The organism is Amycolatopsis sp. NPDC051372, assembly GCF_040682095.1.
Classification (GTDB): Bacteria; Actinomycetota; Actinomycetes; order Mycobacteriales; family Pseudonocardiaceae; genus Amycolatopsis.
Genome location: NZ_JBFBAF010000036.1, coordinates 46,690 through 64,373, shown reverse-complemented (window position 1 = coordinate 64,373; position 17,684 = coordinate 46,690). Strand labels below are relative to the sequence as shown.

General features: G+C 69.8%; 16 protein-coding genes. 6 read left to right on the top strand and 10 right to left on the bottom strand.

The features are described from left to right. The first annotated feature begins 390 nt into the window (after nucleotides 1–390). The 5 genes from AB0M56_RS40690 to AB0M56_RS40670 all read left to right on the top strand — a co-directional run bounded on the left by AB0M56_RS40690 (nucleotide 391) and on the right by AB0M56_RS40670 (nucleotide 5,867). On the top strand, nucleotides 391–1,350 hold the full coding sequence (locus AB0M56_RS40690; RefSeq protein ID WP_364186267.1) for a substrate-binding domain-containing protein: 960 nt from the start codon (nucleotides 391–393) through the stop codon (nucleotides 1,348–1,350). 75 nt (nucleotides 1,351–1,425) lie between these two features. Further along, a complete protein-coding gene (locus AB0M56_RS40685) occupies nucleotides 1,426–2,961 on the top strand; it encodes a sugar ABC transporter ATP-binding protein (RefSeq protein WP_364186266.1) in 1,536 nt (511 codons plus the stop codon). Further along, complete coding sequence (locus AB0M56_RS40680; RefSeq protein WP_255638722.1) at nucleotides 2,958–4,001, top strand: ABC transporter permease; 1,044 nt, start codon at nucleotides 2,958–2,960, stop codon at nucleotides 3,999–4,001. Before AB0M56_RS40685 ends, AB0M56_RS40680 begins: the two co-directional genes overlap by 4 nt. Before the next feature lies 1 nt (nucleotide 4,002). After that, nucleotides 4,003–4,680 (top strand): FCD domain-containing protein, encoded by a 678-nt coding sequence (locus tag AB0M56_RS40675; RefSeq protein WP_364186264.1) that lies wholly within the window; start codon nucleotides 4,003–4,005, stop codon nucleotides 4,678–4,680. Nucleotides 4,681–4,772: 92 nt separating this feature from the next. Next, nucleotides 4,773–5,867 (top strand): glycoside hydrolase family 88 protein, encoded by a 1,095-nt coding sequence (locus tag AB0M56_RS40670; RefSeq protein WP_364186263.1) that lies wholly within the window; start codon nucleotides 4,773–4,775, stop codon nucleotides 5,865–5,867. A 50-nt stretch (nucleotides 5,868–5,917) separates the two neighbouring features. Here AB0M56_RS40670 and AB0M56_RS40665 read toward each other — a convergent pair whose 3' ends face one another. The 6 genes from AB0M56_RS40665 to AB0M56_RS40640 all read right to left on the bottom strand — a co-directional run bounded on the left by AB0M56_RS40665 (nucleotide 5,918) and on the right by AB0M56_RS40640 (nucleotide 11,768). After that, nucleotides 5,918–7,237, bottom strand: a complete 1,320-nt coding sequence (locus AB0M56_RS40665; protein WP_364186261.1) for a DNA polymerase IV — start codon at nucleotides 7,235–7,237, stop codon at nucleotides 5,918–5,920. A 1-nt stretch (nucleotide 7,238) separates the two neighbouring features. Next, nucleotides 7,239–7,556 (bottom strand): transcriptional regulator, encoded by a 318-nt coding sequence (locus AB0M56_RS40660; protein ID WP_220246822.1) that lies wholly within the window; start codon nucleotides 7,554–7,556, stop codon nucleotides 7,239–7,241. Next, nucleotides 7,553–8,185 carry a hypothetical protein gene (locus tag AB0M56_RS40655; protein WP_364186320.1) on the bottom strand — a complete coding sequence of 211 codons (633 nt, stop codon included), beginning with the start codon at nucleotides 8,183–8,185 and terminating at the stop codon, nucleotides 7,553–7,555. Before AB0M56_RS40655 ends, AB0M56_RS40660 begins: the two co-directional genes overlap by 4 nt. A gap of 184 nt (nucleotides 8,186–8,369) precedes the next feature. Beyond that, the gene (locus AB0M56_RS40650) at nucleotides 8,370–9,104 is read right to left on the bottom strand and encodes an ABC transporter permease (RefSeq protein ID WP_364186258.1); all 735 of its coding nucleotides are present in this window, start codon (nucleotides 9,102–9,104) and stop codon (nucleotides 8,370–8,372) included. Continuing rightward, on the bottom strand, nucleotides 9,101–10,015 hold the full coding sequence (locus AB0M56_RS40645; protein ID WP_364186257.1) for an ABC transporter ATP-binding protein: 915 nt from the start codon (nucleotides 10,013–10,015) through the stop codon (nucleotides 9,101–9,103). Before AB0M56_RS40645 ends, AB0M56_RS40650 begins: the two co-directional genes overlap by 4 nt. A gap of 184 nt (nucleotides 10,016–10,199) precedes the next feature. Beyond that, complete coding sequence (locus tag AB0M56_RS40640) at nucleotides 10,200–11,768, bottom strand: alpha/beta hydrolase (protein ID WP_364186255.1); 1,569 nt, start codon at nucleotides 11,766–11,768, stop codon at nucleotides 10,200–10,202. A 282-nt stretch (nucleotides 11,769–12,050) separates the two neighbouring features. Between AB0M56_RS40640 and AB0M56_RS40635 the strand changes: the two genes are divergently transcribed. Then, nucleotides 12,051–13,220, top strand: a complete 1,170-nt coding sequence (locus AB0M56_RS40635) for a macrolide family glycosyltransferase (RefSeq protein WP_364186253.1) — start codon at nucleotides 12,051–12,053, stop codon at nucleotides 13,218–13,220. A gap of 56 nt (nucleotides 13,221–13,276) precedes the next feature. Here the strand turns inward: AB0M56_RS40635 and AB0M56_RS40630 are convergent, their stop codons facing one another. From AB0M56_RS40630 to AB0M56_RS40615, 4 genes are read right to left on the bottom strand one after another with little or no spacing between them, the layout of a single operon-like run. Further along, nucleotides 13,277–15,001: an aminotransferase class V-fold PLP-dependent enzyme gene (locus AB0M56_RS40630; protein ID WP_364186252.1), complete on the bottom strand. Its 1,725-nt coding sequence runs from the start codon at nucleotides 14,999–15,001 to the stop codon at nucleotides 13,277–13,279. Beyond that, the gene (locus AB0M56_RS40625; RefSeq protein ID WP_364186250.1) at nucleotides 14,998–15,765 is read right to left on the bottom strand and encodes an amino acid ABC transporter ATP-binding protein; all 768 of its coding nucleotides are present in this window, start codon (nucleotides 15,763–15,765) and stop codon (nucleotides 14,998–15,000) included. Before AB0M56_RS40625 ends, AB0M56_RS40630 begins: the two co-directional genes overlap by 4 nt. Then, on the bottom strand, nucleotides 15,758–16,651 hold the full coding sequence (locus tag AB0M56_RS40620) for an amino acid ABC transporter permease (protein WP_364186248.1): 894 nt from the start codon (nucleotides 16,649–16,651) through the stop codon (nucleotides 15,758–15,760). Before AB0M56_RS40620 ends, AB0M56_RS40625 begins: the two co-directional genes overlap by 8 nt. Next, the gene (locus AB0M56_RS40615; protein WP_364186246.1) at nucleotides 16,638–17,600 is read right to left on the bottom strand and encodes an ABC transporter substrate-binding protein; all 963 of its coding nucleotides are present in this window, start codon (nucleotides 17,598–17,600) and stop codon (nucleotides 16,638–16,640) included. Before AB0M56_RS40615 ends, AB0M56_RS40620 begins: the two co-directional genes overlap by 14 nt. Nucleotides 17,601–17,684 lie beyond the last annotated feature (84 nt).

Sequence of the window (17,684 nt, the reverse complement as noted above, 5' to 3'; positions counted from 1 at the left end):
CGGGCCACATCCTGCCGCATGTCGACCGGACAAGACGCAACGCCCGCCATAACGGACCGTAATCGAACCCAAGTCAACAAGAAAACCCACCAGCAACCGAAACACCAGCATGATCAGCACGGAGCAACAAACCCTGGTCAGTCAGGAAAAAATACGATAATTAGCCCGCCAACCACCAGGCGGAAAATCACTCTCCGTAGGTATCCATCCGCTAACTGCGGCAGATCCCGTGGTTGACGTCACCAGATCAAGTGTCTTGTAATACGAGTCACGCGGAATTCACGCCCACGCAACAGTCGTCCTCGGCCCCAATGGGAGCACTCGATGTCCACATACCCGCACAGGTCACGTACCTGGAGCGTTGTTGGTTGTTGTTTGGTTGCCGGTGCAGTGTTGGCCGGATGCTCCTCCGGCAAGGACACCGCCGCGCCCGCGCAGCAGGCGCCGACGAACGGCAAGATCACGCTGTACTACCTGCAGAAGCAGGGTGACCAGCAGTACTTCGTGGAGCAGGCGCAGGGCGCCCAGGCGGAGGCGAAGGAGCTGGGTGTCGACCTCAAGGTCGTGAACCTCGGCCAGGACGCCAACAAGGCCATCACCGAACTCGACGCCGCGGTCGCGCAGGGCGCCAACGGCGTCGCCATCGTGGTGCCGGACCAGGCCATCGGCCCCGAGGTCATCGACAAGGCCAAGAGCGCCGGCATCCCGATCATCGCGTCGGACGACGTGATCAAGGACGGCACCGGCAAGGCCGCCGCGTTCGTCGGCTTCAACGGCACGCAGATGGGCACCTCGGTCGGCCAGGAGGCCGCCAAGCTGTTCAAGGCCGCCGGCTGGTCCGCCGCCGACACCAAGGTGATCAGCGCCTACAAGCAGGACCTCACCGTGTGCACCGACCGCGTCAACGGCGCCAAGGCCGCGTTCGACAAGGACTCCGGCGCCCAGGTGCAGGTGATCAACGTCGGCACCGACAACTCCCCCGTCGACGCGCAGAACCGCGCCGGCGCCGTGATCAGCTCCAACCCGGGCGTGAAGCACTGGGTCGTGTGGGGCTGCAACGACGAGAACGAGACCGGCGTTGTCACCGCGCTCGCCAACTCCGGAGTCGGCGCGAACGACATCATCGGTGTGGGCCTCGGCGCCTACCTCGACTGCAAGGACTGGGCTGCGGGCAAGGACACCGGCAACAAGTCCTCGCTCTACATCTCGGGCGCCGAGGTCGGCAAGAGCGCGATCCAGGTCCTCGTCGACAAGGTCAAGAACGGCAAGGACCTCCCGGCCGAGACGATCGCCAAGACCACGATGGTGAACAAGGACAACTTCAAGGCGGCCGGCGTCAACTGCACCTGACCCGACCGCGGCCCGGGGGTGTCCACTCGCGACACCCCCGGGCTCTCCTGTGAGGAAGGCTGAGGAAGGCTCACCATGGCCAGTTCCACGGCGCTCATCGCCGAGGGCATCGGCAAGCGCTTCTCCGGCGTCACCGCGCTCGACGACGTGACGCTGGAGTTCCACTCCGGCGAGGTGCTCGCGCTGATGGGCGAGAACGGCGCCGGCAAGTCGACGCTGCTGCGCGTGCTTTCGGGCGACCACGAGCCCAGCGACGGCACTCTGCGGGTCGACGGCGAGCCGGTGGTGTTCGACAACCCGCGCGCCGCGATGGCCGCGGGCGTGCGCGTGATCTACCAGGAACCGGAGATCATCCCGCACGTCTCGGTGGCGGAGAACGTGTTCGTGGGCGAGCTGCCCTCGCGCGCCCGCGTGTTCAGCCGTCGCACGCTCAACCAGCGCACGCACGAAGCACTCGTCGAATACGGCTTCGAAGGCGTGCTCGACCCCGCCACGCTCGGCAGCAAGCTCTCGGCCGCGCAGCGCCAGCTCGTCGAGATCCTGCGGGTGCTCACCGCGGCCACCCCGCCGCGCGTGATCGCCTTCGACGAGCCCACCTCGTCGCTCTCGGAGCACGAGGTCGACGCGCTGTTCCGGCTCATCCGCCGGCTGCGCGACTCCGGCGTGGCCGTGGTCTACGTGTCGCACCGCATGAAGGAGATCTTCCAGCTCGCCGACCGCGTGGCCGTGCTGCGCGACGGCAAGCTCGTCGGCGTGCAGCAGGCCGCGGAGTCCGACGAGAACCAGCTGGTGCGCATGATGATCGGCCGCGACCTCTCCGCGCTGGAGCGGCGCGAGACGGCTGACACCGGCGAGGTCGTGCTGCGCCTGAACCACGTGACCACCGATGACGTCACCGACGTCTCGTTCGAGGTGCGCGCCGGTGAGGTCGTGTGCCTGGCCGGGCTCGTCGGCGCCGGGCGCTCCGAGCTGGCGCGCGCGATCGTCGGCGACCTGCCCGTGCGCTCGGGAACCCTCGAGCTGGACGGGAAACCGTTCAAGGCCCGCACGCCCGGCGACGCCGTGAAGGCGGGCATCGGGTTCGCGCCCGAGGAACGCAAGACCGACGCGTTGCTGATGCAGCGTTCGGTGCGCGACAACGTCTCCATCGCCGTGCTCGACCGCCTCCGCCGCTTCCGCGTGATCAAGCGGGGGAAGGAGCGCGAGCTCGTGGCGGAGTACATCCGCGAGCTTCGCGTGCGCACGCCGTCGATGGAGCAGGAGGTGCGCAAGCTCTCCGGCGGCAACCAGCAGAAGGCCGTGCTCGCGCGCTGGCTCGCCCGCCGTCCGCAGCTGCTGATCCTCGACGAGCCCACTCGCGGCGTCGACGTCGGCGCGAAGGCCGAGATCTACCGCATCATCGACGGTCTCGCCGCCGAAGGCGTCGCCCTGCTCGTGATCTCATCCGACCTGCCCGAGGTGCTCGCGCTGGCCGACCGCATCGTCGTGATGCGGGCCGGGCGCGTCGCGGGCCAGGTGAGCCGCGACGACGCGACCGAAGAAGCCGTACTGACCCTGGCCATCCCGGCGACGGAGCCGGCCGCCGAAGACATCCAGGAGGTGGGGGCGTGAGCACCCCGACCCGGCCCAGCCCCGCGCAGGAGCAGCCGACCGAACAGCCCGACCCGCACCGGGTGTCCACCGCACGCAAGGTGCTCAACGGCATCGGCGTGCAGAACAGCAGCCTGATCATCACGCTCGTGGTGCTCGTCGTGCTGCTCTCCACGCTGAACGACAACTTCTTCCGCACCAACAACCTGCTGCTCATCGGCAGCGCGATCACCATCATGGGTTTGCTGTCGCTGGTGCAGACGCTGGTGATCATCCTCGGCGCGCTCGACATCTCGGTCGGTTCGATGGCCGGGCTCGCGTCGGTGATCTCGGCGATGGCCTTCACGTCCACCGGCAGCTCGATCGTCGGCATCCTCGCCGCGGTCGGCACCGGCATCCTGTGCGGTCTGGTCAACGGCCTGATCATCATCTTCGGCCGGGTGAACCCGGTCGTCGCCACGCTGGCCACGCTCGCCACCTACAAGGGCATCGCGCAGGTCGTGTCCGACGGCAAGGCGCAGGGCTACACGGGCGCCGACGACCTGTTCATCTTCCTGGCCAAGGGAAGCGTGCTCGGGCTGCCGACGCTGGTGTGGGTGTTCCTGATCGTGGCGGCGGTGCTGCACTTCCTGCTGAAGTACACCGACATCGGCCGCAACGTGTTCGCCATCGGCGGCAACGACACGGCCGCGCGCCTGGCCGGCATCAACATCAACCGCTACATCATCGGCGTCTACGCGCTCGTCGGCGTGGTCGCGGCCATCGCGGGCGTGCTGATCACGGCGCGCACGGGCTCGGGCCAGCCGACGTCCGGTTCCGAAGGCCTCGAACTGCAGGCCGTCACGGGTGCGGCGCTCGGCGGCACGATGCTCAAGGGCGGCAAGGGATCCATCGTCTCCACGGTGCTGGCGGTGTTCATCCTCGGCGTGCTCGACAACGGCATGTCGGGCCTGGGCATCAACCAGTTCTGGCAGAACGTGGCCCACGGCGCGCTGCTCGTGGTCGCCGTCGTGCTGCAGCAGCTGCGCAGCGGGGAGCGCCGCGTCGGTCTTCCGGCCTGACGTGGGCGCCGACGGGGCCGGGCTGCACGCCCGCATCGTCGACGCGCTCGGCCGGCTGATCGTCGAAGGGGCACTGCCCACGGGCGAGCCGATCGTGCCCGAGGACATCGGGCGCCGCTTCTCCGCCTCCCGGACGGTGGTCCGGGAGGCCTTGCGGGTCCTGGAGTCGAAGGGGCTCGTGGCCGCGCGACCGCGCGTCGGCACCTGGCCGCAGCCACCGGAGACGTGGAACGCGATCGACCCCGACGTGATCGCCTGGCGCGTCAGCGGCCCGGATTCGCCGCGGCAGCTGCACGACCTGATGGAGCTGCGCCACCTCGTGGAGCCGCAGGCCGCGCGGCTGGCGGCCCGGCACCGGGCGCCGGACGAGCTCTCCGCGCTGGCGGCGGCGTACGAGCTGATGACCGACGCCGTCGAACGCGAGGACACCGAGGCGTTCACCGAGGCCGACACGCTGTTCCACGCCGCACTCGTGCGAGCCGCGGGCAACGCGTTGCTCACCCAGCTGCAGGTGCCGGTCGTCGCCGCCCTGCGGGCTGCACCCGAGCCGACGGCGGGCACGCTCGTGGCGCACTCGCGCGTGCTCACCACCGTGCTCTCGAAGAACGCCGACGGAGCGGAGAACGCCGCCCGACGGCTGCTGGAAACCGTTGCGGCGTACCGCTCACCGGCACCTTGACACGCCCAGTGGTCCACACCATAGTCCGTGATCGACCGGCCACCGATCACGATGGCCTCCGCCGCCATGAGCTGCTTGAGGAGGACGCACCCATGCGTTTCCCGGGAATCCGCGGTTTCGCCGTGCTCGCGGCGGCGGTGACGGCCGGTGGGCTGGCACCGGCAGCCGTGGCGAGTGCGGCACCGGCGGCGCCGGCCGCGCAGTGCTCGGTCGCCGACGCGATGGTGAAGGCCGGTGACTACTGGGTCGCCCACGGGACGAACCTCGCGCCGGCCGACTGGCAGAACGCGACGTTCCACGTGGGCAACCTCGCCGTGGTCCGCACGACCGGCGTGTCCAACCACCAGACCCTGCCGTGGGGCGAGGCCAACAACTACCTGCTGCCCACGACCCCGGGGCAGCCGTTCTCGCCCGAGGACGAGGCCGCGGGCGAGGCCTACCTCGACCTGTACACCTACTTCCACCCCGACCCGCCGATCCTCGCCGACCTGCGTTCGCGCCTGGCCGACGAGGTCGCGAGCGTGCAGGCCGGGCACCCGGGCTACTGGGACCACGTGAGCGCGCTGAACATGGCGATGCCCTCGTTCGCCCGCATCGGCGTGATGGACTCCTCGGAGCCGACGCTCGCCGCGATGCAGAAGCTGTTCCAGCACACGGAGAAGAGCCTGTTCGACGAGTTCTCCGGCCTGTGGCGCACCGACGCGCACTCGCTGTCGTACTGGTCGCAGGGCAACGGCTGGGCGCTGGCCGCCCTGACAAAGGTGCTGCAGGTGCTGCCCGCGAACGACCCGCGGCGACCGGAGTACCTGCGCGTGTTCAAGAAGATGGCGACGACGCTGAGCGTCCTGCAGCGGCCGGACGGCTTCTGGAACGCCAACCTGCTCAACCCGTTCGGCGGCCCGGAGAGCAGCGGCACGTCGCTGATCACCTACGGCCTCGCGTGGGGCGTCAACGCGGGTGTCCTCGACAGCCGCTGGTTCACGCCGGTAGTCGACCGGGCGTGGAAGTCCTTGTCCACCAAGGCGGAGACCGCCGACGGCTTCGTCGGCTACGTCCAGCCGAAGACCGACGGACCGGGTTCGGCCAAGGCCACCGACACTTCGGCCGCCGGCGTCGGCGCGTTCCTCCTGGCCGGTCAGCAGGTCGCCGACCTCACCCCAGGTTGCGCTCTGCCGTCTGCCAGCTGAGGTGCTTTGGGTGAAGGGGTCGCCACTCTGGCAGTGGCGGCCCCTTCCGTCTACTTGAGACAGTCCTGGGGGTCGCCTCGGGTCAGCGCCGGGTCGGTCTGCTCGAACGTCTTCGCCACGCCCGGGCCGGAAGTCCGTGTCTCGAAGCGCACGGTCACGCGGCCGTGGCCCGCGCCCTGGACCCAGCCGGTGCCGAACTCCGGGTGGGCCACGTCGTCGCCCGGGCGCCAGCCGCTCGACGACACCGGCGCCGACCCACCCGGCGACGGGACCACGGCCACGACGGGTTCAGGCGAATTCCCAGGCACGGCAAGTGTGAACAACGCGTCCTGATGTGGCACGGAAAGGCCGCTGAACGCCACCCCGACCAGCCGCACGCCGCCGAACTCCTGCGGGTCCAGCAACAACCGCTCGGCCGTGGCGGCGAGCTGGTTGAGGTCGTCGGTGGGCGAGGCCGTGGTTTCCGACCGCGTCACCGTGCTCATGTCCGTGTGCCGCAGCTTGATCACGACCGTGCGCGCGACCCGGCCCGCCTTCACCAGCCGCGAATGCGCCCCCGCCGCGATCTTGCGCACCTCCGTCCGCAGCCGGCCCAGGTCCACGATGTCGACGTCGAACGTCGTCTCCGCGCTGACCTGCTTGGCCTCCCCACGCTCGGCCACGGGCCGGTCGTCCGTGCCACCGGCCAGCTTGCGCAGCTCTCGCCCGACGACACCGCCCAGCGTCGCCACCGCGTCCGGCTCCGACAACGCCGCCAGCTCCCCCAGCGTCAGCACGCCGATCGTGCGCAGCTTCGCCTCCGCCACCGGCCCGATCCCCCACAACGCCCGCACCGGCAACGGCGCCAGAAACTCCCGTTCGGTGCCCGGCGGCACCACGAGCAGCCCGTCCGGCTTCGCCCGATCCGAGCCGATCTTCGCGACCTGTTTGCCCGTGCCGGCCCCGATCGACGCCGTCAGCCCCGTCTCCGCACGAATCCGCGCCCGCAGGTCCTCCGCGAACCGCGTCACCTCGTCCACCGACGCGCCGGCCAGCGAAGGCGGCTCCGCGAAAGCCTCGTCGAGGGAAATCCGCTCCAGCACCGGCGCCACGTCCGCGACGATCTCGAAGACCTGCTTGCTCAACGTCTCGTACAACCGGAACCGCGGCGGCAGGACGACCGCGCCCGGCGGCAACAGCCGCCGCGCCTGCGACATCGGCATCGCCGAACGCGCGCCGTACTCACGGGATTCGTAGCTCGCCCCGGCAACGACACCACGCGGCCCCGTGCCGCCGACGACGACCGCGCGGCCCCGCAGCGTCGGGCGCGTGAGCTGCTCGACCGAGGCGTAGAACGCGTCCAGGTCGAGGTGGACGACCCAGCGGGTCACGTCAGCTCCCGCCGGTCGCGTCCAGCAGGCGGTGCAACGCCGTCGTGTAGGACTCGAAAGCCGCGCGGCCCTTGGCAGTCAGCTTCACGAGCGTGACGGGCGTGCGGTGCTCGTAGGCCTTGGTGATCTCCACGTACTCGGCGTCTTCGAGCTTGCGCAGGTGCGTGGAGAGGTTGCCGGCCGTCATGTCGAGCAGCTGCTGCAGCCTCGGGAAGGTGATCTGGTCGCCGTGGTGCAGCCCGGCGAGCGCGACGGTGACGCGCAGCCTGGCCTGGGCGTGGATCACCGGGTCGAGCTCCGGCAGGCTCGCCTCGGTCACCGGTCGGCCACTCGCGTCGGACCGGAGCGCCGTTCCCGGACGAAGTACACGAGCGATGCCACGAGGAACCCGCCGCCGCCGGCCAGCGACAGCACGAGGAAGTTGCCCGGCACGCCCACGAGCACACTCGCGCCGCCGCAGACGACGATCCACGCGCCGAAGCCGTACTGCAGCTTGTCCTGCCACAGCATCCCGCCCGCGAGGTACAGGACGCCGGTCAGCAGCAGCGACGTGCCCGACCACAGCAGCGAGATCGTGTGCGGGTCGAGGTCACCCAGGTTCATCACCCGGATGTTGATCAGCGACAGCGCGGCGAACGAGATCATCCAGCTCCAGCCGTACATCGCGCCGGTGCGGCGCGACGGGCCGCGGATCCCGCGGCTGATGCGGCTGCCGTAGTAGGCGGAGTACACGATCGCAGCCACGAACAGCACCGCGACCACGATCCCCGCGACCCACCCGGGCATGAGCGGCCTCGCGTGGCTGTCGTCGGCCAGGTACACCAGCCCCCAGCCGACCAGCCACGTGAAGGCCCAGACGCCGAGCAGACGCGCCGGGCTGGCCCCCAGCTCCCGGCGCGTCCGCTCGTTCTGCCGGGCGATGAGGTTCAGCGACTCGGCGGCCGACATCGGCTGCTCTTCGTCGTCATCCACCTTGCTTCGCCCTCCCACCGTGCTGACCCCTATGCAGCACGGAAGCTACTGTGCCGCTGGTTACCAATCCGACCACAGTCACGGCGGGAAGGGCTGCCACACACGGTAACGTCCAGTTCCGTGCCCGCCTACTTCTGGTCGGATTGGTAACAGCCGTCAACTAGCTGACCTTGGCCGTGTCCAACCGGAACCGCCGCACCACGACGATGGCTGGCACCACCAGCCACGCCGCCAGCACACCCACCGCGAGCCCCAGACCACCTGAGTGCGTCACCGGCAGCGTGCCGACCTTGCCGAGCCAGTACGTCGGGAAGAAGTGCGCCACCGTGGTCATCCAGCCGGGCATGATCGACAGCGGCATCCACAACCCGCCGAATACCCCGAGCGGCAGCATCAACGCGCCCGTCATGGCGCCGACCGTGTCGCCCTTGCCGAACAGCCCCAGCAGCAGACCCAGCACTGCGAACGGCAACGCGCCGAGCCACAGCGACACCGCGGCGAGCGCCCACTGCGAGGCCGTCATGTCGACTCCGCGCAGCGCGCCGGCCACGAAGATCACCAGCAGCACGGGCAAGGCCATCGCCATGGCGGACGCGATCTTCACGAGCACGTAGTCCGGCGCGCGCATCGGCGTGAGGCGCAGCTGCCGTTGCCAGCCGTCGGTGCGTTCGGTGGCCACTCGGGTGCCGGTGAAGAGGGCCCCACTCAAGGCGCCGTACGCACCCATGTTGATCATCGTCGTGGTGCTCGCCCGGACCCCGTCCGGGCCGACGTAGTCGCCGAACAGGCCGCCGAAGAGCAGGAACATGCCCAGCGGCACGGCGATCGTGAACAGCGCGAACTGCGGGCTGCGCACGATCCGGACGATTTCCAGGCGCAGGTAAACGAGGTTCATCGCAGGGCTCCTTCCGGTTCGTCGGTGTGCTGGTCGCCGGTCAGGGCAAGGAAGGCTTCTTCCAGACCGACGGCGGTGATCTCGATGTCGCTCGCGTCCGGGAACGTGGTGAGCAGCGCGCGGATCGCGAGGTCGGAATCGACGCACGCCAGCTCCGCGCGGCCACCCTGGACGCGCGCGGTCGTGACCCCGGCGAGCGCCGCCAGCTCGGCCTCGCTCGCACCGGGCACCACGGCCCGCAGCACGCGTCCGGACACGGCGGCGCGGACCTCGGCGACCGTGCCGTCGGCGACCACGCGGCCGTGGCGCACGAGCACCACGCGGTCGGCGTAGTCCTCGGCCTCGGCCAGGTAGTGCGTGGCGAACAGCACCGTGCGGCCGCCTGCGCTGAACTCGCGCATCGAGGCCCAGAACGAGCGCCGGCCGTCCACGTCCATGGCGGCGGTCGGCTCGTCGAGCACGAGCAGCTCGGGGTCACCGGCCAGGGCCAGCGCGTAGCGCACCCGCTGCAGCTGGCCGCCGGAAAGCTTGCCGCAGCGGCGGTTCGCGAAGTCCGTGATGCCCGCGCGTTCGAAGACCTCCGCGGCCGCCAAGGGCTTGCGGTACATCGAGCGCATCAGCCCGACGAGCTCCGCCGGAGTCGTGTCGCGCAGCAGGAAGCCGTTCTGCACCATCGCGGCCATGCGCCCGGCGTCGACGGCCGCCCGCGCGTCGCCGCCGAACACCCGCACCTCGCCCGCGTCGGGCCGCGTGAGCCCGAGCAGCATGTCGATGGTGGTCGACTTACCGGCACCGTTGGGGCCGAGCAGCGCCACGACCTCGCCGCGGCTGACCTCGAGGGTCAGCTCCTCGACGGCGTGCACCGGCCCGAACCGTTTCGTCAGGCCTCTCAGACCGAACGCCTCACTCATCCCGTCCCCCATCGACTTTGCGTTGCAAACCTGCTGAGGAATTTTGTAACACAAACCTCGTTGCGATGAAAAGTCCTACGCGCCGCGAACTTGGTTCATCAAGGTCTTTAGAGGACCTTGGAAACGACGAAGCGCCGGGCGGGGACAGTGCCCCACCCGGCGCTTCGGCCGGTGTTTCAGCTGGTCAGAGGTGACCCAGCAGCGGAAGCAGGTCCGCCTTGGCCTTCGCCTGCGCGGACGCCGACGGGGCCGGTTGCGGCTGCGGCAGCGGCGCGCACTCAACGTCGGCGGTACGGCCCGGCTTGCGGGCCGGCAGGGCGCCGGTCGCCAGGTAGTCCGCGATCTTGGTGTCCACGCACGCGTTGCCGCGCGGCGTGATGGCGTGGCTCGTGCCACCCGGCTCCGCGATCAGCGACGCACCCGGGAAGCGGCTGCGGACCTCGAGGCTGCCCTCATACGGCGTGGCCGCGTCGAGCGTCTCGTCGATCATCAGCACGCTCTGCACACCCTTGCCGTTGACCTGCACGGGCTTGCTCGCCTTCGCGGGCCAGTAGACGCAGGGGGCGTTGAACCAGGCGTTCTGCCAGGTGAAGTACGGCGCCTTGAGGAAGGTCTTCCAGTTGTCGAGGCGCCACTGGTTCCAGTTGGTCGGCCACTGCACGTCGGTGCACTGCACGCCGAGGTACACGGCGTAACCGTTGTCGCTGTCGGATTCGTAGAGCGCCTTGACGCCCGTCGGGTCGCCCTTGGTCACGATCGCCGACAGCGCGTCGGCCACGTCCAGCCAGGTCAGCTGGTAGTAGCCGGCCTGCTGGATCACGTCGGTCAGCTCGTCGGGCCCGATCTGGCCGCCCGCGGGCTTGAGCGAGAGCTTCACCAGCTCACGGTCGACGGTCGCCTTCACCGAGGCCTGCGTCTTGCCCAGGTGGTAGGTGCTGTCGTACTTGGCGAGCCAGCCGAACCAGATGTTGATGTTGCGATCGAACGCCACATCCTGGTTCAGGTTCGCTTGGTACCAGACGTCGCGCGGGTCCACCGTCGAGTCGAGCACCATGCGGCGCACGCGCTGCGGGAACATCGTGCCGTAGACCTGGCCGAGGTAGGTGCCGTAGGAGTAGCCGTAGAAGTTGATCTTGTCGGCACCCAGGGCGGCGCGGATGGAGTCCATGTCGCGCACCGAGTCGGTGGTCTTCAGGTTGTCGAGCAGCGCCTTCGGGTTCTTCTTGGCGCAGTCCTCGGCGTAGCCCTTGGCGCGGTTGAGCCACGCCTTCTCGAGGCTCGGCGTGAGCGGCACGTACGAGGGCCGGTCGAAGCTCGTGTAGCTGTTGTCGCACGAGAGCGCGGGCTTGCTGGAGCCGACGCCGCGCGGGTCGAAGCCGATCCAGTCGTACGCGTCACCCGCGTGGTTGGGCACGTTGGCTCCGACGCGCGAAAGCGTCAGGCCCGAGCCGCCGGGGCCACCGGGGTTGGTGAGCATGACGCCCTGGTACTGCGCGTCCGGCGTCTTGTGCTTGATGCGGCTGACGGCGAGCTGCGCCTTCTGGCCGCCCGGGTTGCTGTAGTCCAGGGGCACGGTCACGAAACCGCACTCGGCACCGGCCGCCTTGAGGCCTGCGTTGTCGCACTGACCCCACGCCACGGGCGGCGGGGTGTAGGCGGCGGGGGCGGTGGCCGGCGCCGCTGACGCGACGGGCGCGGTGACCAGCGAGGCCAGCGTCGCGACGGCGACTGCCGCGAAGACAGCACGTCTCACGGGAGTTCCTTCTCTGTCGGGGTTCTCGTCTGTCGGGTCCGCCAGACGTTAGTCGCCTCGGCCGCGCCCGGCCGGTTGATCGCGGCGCTCTGCCCGATAGTCCCTACGAAAGGTGGACGTCGGAAATTCGGTTGGTCCCCGCGCCGGGTCGCCGTTACGGTGGCCACCATGACGATCTTCCAGCGCTTGCGGCAGCTCTAGCCCCGGCGTGACTCTTCACGGCCGCGCGTTCGCGGCCGTCTTCCCTGCGCGCCGCGTCCTCCCCCTTTGACGGAGTCGTTCATGCGCGAACACATCGTGATGGTCGGTACCACCGCACCGAGCCACATCTACCCGTCCCTCGGCGTCATCACCGAACTCGTGCGGCGCGGGCACCGGGTGAGCTACGTGGTGGGCTCGCCTCTCGAATCACTGGTCGCCCCCACGGGCGCCCACGTCGTGACCCACCCGACCCTCCTGCCCCTCGGCGAGGCCGGCGTGTGGCCCGACGACCCGGCCGACGCCATGCGCGTCTTCCTGGACGAGGCGATCGCCGTGCACCCGCAACTGCGGTCGACGTTCGACGACGACCGCCCCGGCCTGGTCCTCTACGACATCGGCGGCCTCGGCGCGCCCCTGCTCGGGTCCCGCTACGGGGTGCCCGCCGTGCAGCTGTCGCCCACGCTCGTCGCATGGGAGGGCTACGACGAGGACATGGCGTCGGTGATGGACCCGATCAAGGCGTCACCGTCCGGTGTGGACTACGCCCGCACGATGACCGCGTGGCTGCGGGAAAACGGCGAGACCGAGGAGGCGTGGACCTGGCTGTCCCACCCACCTCGCGTGCTGTCGCTGATCCCGCGGGCGATGCAGCCCAACGCCTCCCGGGTCGGCTCGCACGTCCAGTTCGTCGGGCCGTGCCTGTCGCCGGATCGACTGGCCGAGTCGTGGACGCCGCCGTCGTCGGGGAAACCGGTGCTGCTGGTTTCGTTCGGGACGGCGTTCACCGACCAGCTGCCGGTGTACCGGGCTTGTTTGGAGGCGTTCACGAACTCGCCTTGGCATGTCGTGATGTCGATCGGCGCTTTCGTGTCCGCTTCGGACCTGGGCCCGCTGCCACCGTCGTTCGAGGTGCACTCCCGCGTCCCGCAGCTGGCGGTGCTGTCGGCGGCCTCGGCCTTCGTCACGCACGCCGGAATGGGCAGCTGCACCGAAGCCCTGTGGTACGGCGTCCCCACAGTGGCCATCCCGCAGGCCGCCGACCAGTTCGGCAACGCGGCGCAACTGGAGACCCTCGGCGTGGGGCGGCACCTGCCTGCTTCGTCGGTGACCGCCGCCGCTTTGCGCTCGGCGGTGGACGAGGTCGCGGGCTCCGCCGAGGTGGCCTCTCGACTGTCGTCGCTGTCCACGGAAATCCGCGCCCACGGCGGCATCCCGGCGGCGGCTGATGCGGTGGAGGCGTTCTTGAAGTGAGGTGTCCGGGGGTCCCGGCGTCGGTCAGGGACCCCCGTCAACCCAGCCGGCGGCGGTCAGGCTCTGATCTCGTTCAGGTAGTTGTAGATCGTGTACCGGGTCACGTCCAGGTGAGTGGCCAGGTGGTCCACCGCGTCCTTGATGAGGAAGAACCCCGCCTCGTCGAGTTCGCGCACGACGGCGGCCTTGTGGCGCTTCTTCATGAGGTCCACGGGGATGCCCGCCTTGCCGATGGCGCGTTCGACCAGGAAGCGTTGCAGGCTGTCGACGTCGGGTGGGAAGGTCTCGGGCCGCGAGGAAGCCGCGTCCGAGGACGGTGACGTTTCGCTGTTCACGCAGAGGCAGCCGACCGCCACGCCGTCGGCGTCGCGGAGGAAGAGGGTGGACGAGCGGATCGCGCGGCCGTCCGGGCCGTGGGTGCGGTAGTTGGTCAGGTCCTGCGTGGTGCCGCGGCGGACGAGGCCGAGCAGGAGGTCCGTCATGGGCCCGCCGGCGGCGCGGCCGGTGACGTCGCCCGCGATGGCGACGATGGAGTCGGGCAGGCGGGACAGGTCGTGGAGCAGGACCTCGTTGCCGGGGCCCAGCATGGCGGCCAGGCCGTCGACGGCGGGGATCAGGGCGGCGAGCAACGCGTGTGTCGCACCACCCGAAACCGCCGAAGGAAAAGTCACCGAGGTACGCGGGCGCAGGAGACCGTCCAAAGCGGACCGGACGGCCTCGGCGGCGGAAACCGGCGTTGACGCGTGCGGCGAGAGGCGGACGTGTTCCGGCCGGACCGTCGCGGCGATGCCGGCCGCCGACAAAGCAGCACCCACCTGTTCCGCCGGGTGGCCGGGCAGCTCGAAGGCCAGGATCCCCGCCCGGCGGTCCACAGCGGACACGACCGAAGCGCCCAGCGACAGCAGCACTTCCTCCAAGGCGTCCACGCGTTCGCCGATCCGGCCGGCGATCGCCCCGACGCCCGCCTCCTCCACCAGCTCCAGAGCCGCCGCGAAGGCACCGGACGTAATGGGGCTCAGGTTCGAGATCGACCAGCCCGCGGCGGTCGTGTCGGCGGGGTGGATCTCGTCGTCGAACAGGCCAGGGTCGCGCGCGCCCGTCCAGCCGGACAGGATCGGGTCCATGCGCTCCAGCGCACGGTCGGACAGCACTGCGAAGCCCGTGCCCCAGCCGGCGCGCAGCCACTTCTGGCCGCCGACCACGAGCACGTCCGCGGCCTCCCACGGCGCCTCGATCACGCCGAAGCCCTGGATCCCGTCGACGACCAGCAGCCGATCGCCCACGACCTCGCGCAACGCGGCGAGGTCGGCGCGGTAGCCGGTGCGGAAGTCGACGGCGCTCACCGACACCACCGTCGTCTCGGGCGTCAGCGCTTCGGCAACCCGGGAAGGAGTGACGAACCCGGCCGGCAAGCGGCGGACCCGCACCCGCCCGGCCTGGGAAGCACGAGCCCACGGATACGTGTTCGCCGGGAACTCTCCCGCCGAGACCAGTACCTCGCCGTGGGAATTGAACGCCGCCTGGAACAACCCCAGGCTCGTGTGCGGCAGCAGCACGGTGTGGTCGGTGTCGCTCCCGCACAGCCGCGCCGCGGCCGCCTTCGCGCGCGTCTCCTGGCGCATCAGCTCGTCCACAGTGGACGGGCCGGCCTTCGTCGCCGCTTCCAGCAGGTTCGCCGTGGTGTCAAGCACGGCGTGCGACGGCGGCCCGAACCGCGCGAAGTCGAGGTAGCCGGCAGGCTCGTCGAACTGCAGGAGGTACCGGGGCGAGATCCGCGTCACGACAGGACCCGCGCGAGGAACTGGCGGGTGCGCTCGTGCGCCGGGTTCTTCAGGACGGTCTCGGGCGGGCCCGTCTCGACCACCGCGCCGTCGGCGAGGAACACCACCTCGTCGGCCGCCTCGGCAGCGAAGGCCATTTCGTGCGTCACGACCACCATCGTCATTCCCTCCCGCGCCAACGTACCCATCACCGCCAGCACCTCCCCCACCAGCTCCGGGTCGAGCGCCGACGTCGGCTCGTCGAACAGCATCAGCTTCGGCTTCATCGCCAGCGACCGCGCGATCGCCACGCGCTGCTGCTGCCCGCCGGAAAGCTGCGCCGGGTACGCGTCCGCGCGATGGGCCAGCCCCACGCGGTCCAACAGCTCCAACGCCTCCTCGCGGGCCCGCGACGGGTTCATCCCGAGCACCCGCACCGGTCCCTCGACCACGTTCTCCAGCGCCGTCCGGTGCCCGAACAGGTTGAACCGCTGGAACACCATGCCGATGTCCCGCCGTTGGCGAGCGACGTCCTTTTCGCGCAGTTCATACAGCTTCCCGCCGCGCAGCCGGAAGCCGATCGGCTCGCCGTCCACCCACACCTGTCCGGCGTCGATGGTTTCGAGGTGGTTGAGGCACCGGAGAAAAGTGCTCTTGCCCGCCCCCGACGGCCCGAGCAAACAGACCACCTGCCCCCGGTGCACCTCGAGGTCGATGCCCCTGAGCACCTCGGTACTCCCGTAGCTCTTGCGCACCCCGACCGCGCGCAGCAATGGGTCAGACACGGGCACTCCTCACCAACGGCATCCCCCGCAACGCCTTCCCCACTCTCGCCGCGGGCCCGCGATCGGCGGCGCCGAACGAGCGTTCCAGGTAGTGCTGCCCGACGCCGGCCACCGTCACCACGACCATGTACCAGATCGCGGCGGCGATGAGCGTTTCCATCACCAGCAGGTTGTTGGACGAGATGTTGTTGGCCGCGTGGATCAGCTCGGTCACGCCGATCACCGACGCCATCGACGTGCCCTTGAGCATGTTGATGAAGTCGTTGCCGGTCGGCGGGATGATCACGCGCATGGCCTGCGGCAGCACCACCCGCCGCAGCGTCGCGCCCGGCGTCATGCCGATGGACTTCGCGGCCTCCGTCTGCCCGAGGTCCACACTGGTCAGACCCGCGCGCACGATCTCGGCCATGTAGGCACTCTCGTTCAAGGCCAGGCCGAGCAGAGCCGCGGTGAACGCGCTGATCAGCACGTTCGTCTGCTCGTGGACGAGGTAACCACCGAAGGGCAGCGGGATCGAGATCGTCGGGAAGATCAGCGCGAGGTTGTACCAGATGAGGATCTGCAGCAGCACCGGAAGCCCGCGGAACAGCCAGATGTACGCGGCCGCGAACCACTTCGCCACCGGGTTGGCGCTGCGGCGCAACAGGGCGATCAGGATGCCGAGCACGATGGCCACGGCCTGCGAGATCACCGCGAGCACCACCGTGTTGAGCAGACCGACGGCCATCACCCGGTAGAACACGAAGTCGGGCACCGAGTCCCACTCGATCTGGGCCTGCGCGAGCGCGAACCCCAGCAGCACGAGCAGGGCGACGATGACCACGCCCGAAACCCAGCGGCCCCAGTGCTTCAGCCGGACGATCGGCAGCGGCTCAGCTCCCGCCATTGACGGCCGCCTCCTTGACCGCGCCCTGCTCCACGCCCCAGGCCTGCAGGATCTTGCCGTACGTGCCGTCGGCGACGAGCTCCTGCAGCGCCTGCTTCACGGCGTCGCGCAGCTTCGTGTTGGTCTTGGTGAAGCCGATGCCGTACGGCCCGCCCTCGATCGGCGCGCCCGGCACGACCTCGAAGAACTTGCCGTCGCCCGCAGTGCGCGAGATGTAGACGGCGCTGGGCAGGTCGTTGAGGATCGCGGCGACGCGGCCGGTGCGCAGCTGATTCTGGTTCTGCGTGTCGGAGTCGGTGGCCGTGACGGTGATCGCCGGCTTGCCCGCCTGCGTGCACTTGGTGCTCTGCGCGGCGGCGAACTTCTGGTGGCTCGTGCCCTGCACCACGGCGACGTTCTTGCCGCACAACGTGTCCGGGCCCGTGATGCCGTCGGGGTTGCCCTTGCGGACCATGATCGTGATGCCGGAGGAGAAGTAGTCGACGAAGTCGATCTGCTGCTGGCGCTCCTTCGTGTCGTTCATCGCGGCCATGGTCAGGTCCACGCGGCCGGACTGCAGGCTCGTGATCAGGGAGCCGAACGCCATGTCCTCATACGACACCGAAACGCCCAGCTTCGCGCCGATCGCCTTCGCCAGGTCCACCTCGTAACCGATCGGCGTCTTGCCGTCGCTCGAGTAGAAGTTGTTGGGCGCCGACTGGATGTTCGACGCGAGGTGCAGCGTCTTGGCCTGCGTGACGGCCGACGGCAGGGCGGCGGTGAGCTGCGCGTCCGCCTTTACGGCGGCGATCAGCGCGGCGTTGTCCGGGATGGGCGAGGCTCCTCCGCCGGCCGGCAGCCGCGTGCCGCCGGCGCCGTCGGGACCACCTCCGCAGGCCGCGGTGACGAGGGCGAGCGCACCGGTCAGCAGGGCAGCCTGCCAGGCGCGGGTACGGGACGGCGACCGCATCGGGGACCTCCAGGACGTCGGGTTGGGCGGAACGGTACAACTGGTTGTTGAAGTGGTCAACAGACAGTTGAAGCCCGCTGGTTC

Excerpts from the sequence above, each read along its gene's own strand:
- AB0M56_RS40645 (WP_364186257.1), bottom strand. The coding sequence starts at position 10,015 with ATGAGTGAGGCGTTCGGTCTGAGAGGCCTGACGAAACGGTTCGGGCCG.
- AB0M56_RS40650 (WP_364186258.1), bottom strand. The coding sequence starts at position 9,104 with ATGAACCTCGTTTACCTGCGCCTGGAAATCGTCCGGATCGTGCGCAGC.
- AB0M56_RS40615 (WP_364186246.1), bottom strand. The coding sequence starts at position 17,600 with ATGCGGTCGCCGTCCCGTACCCGCGCCTGGCAGGCTGCCCTGCTGACC.
- AB0M56_RS40670 (WP_364186263.1), top strand. The coding sequence starts at position 4,773 with ATGCGTTTCCCGGGAATCCGCGGTTTCGCCGTGCTCGCGGCGGCGGTG.
- AB0M56_RS40620 (WP_364186248.1), bottom strand. The coding sequence starts at position 16,651 with ATGGCGGGAGCTGAGCCGCTGCCGATCGTCCGGCTGAAGCACTGGGGC.
- AB0M56_RS40635 (WP_364186253.1), top strand. The coding sequence starts at position 12,051 with ATGCGCGAACACATCGTGATGGTCGGTACCACCGCACCGAGCCACATC.
- AB0M56_RS40655 (WP_364186320.1), bottom strand. The coding sequence starts at position 8,185 with ATGTCGGCCGCCGAGTCGCTGAACCTCATCGCCCGGCAGAACGAGCGG.
- AB0M56_RS40685 (WP_364186266.1), top strand. The coding sequence starts at position 1,426 with ATGGCCAGTTCCACGGCGCTCATCGCCGAGGGCATCGGCAAGCGCTTC.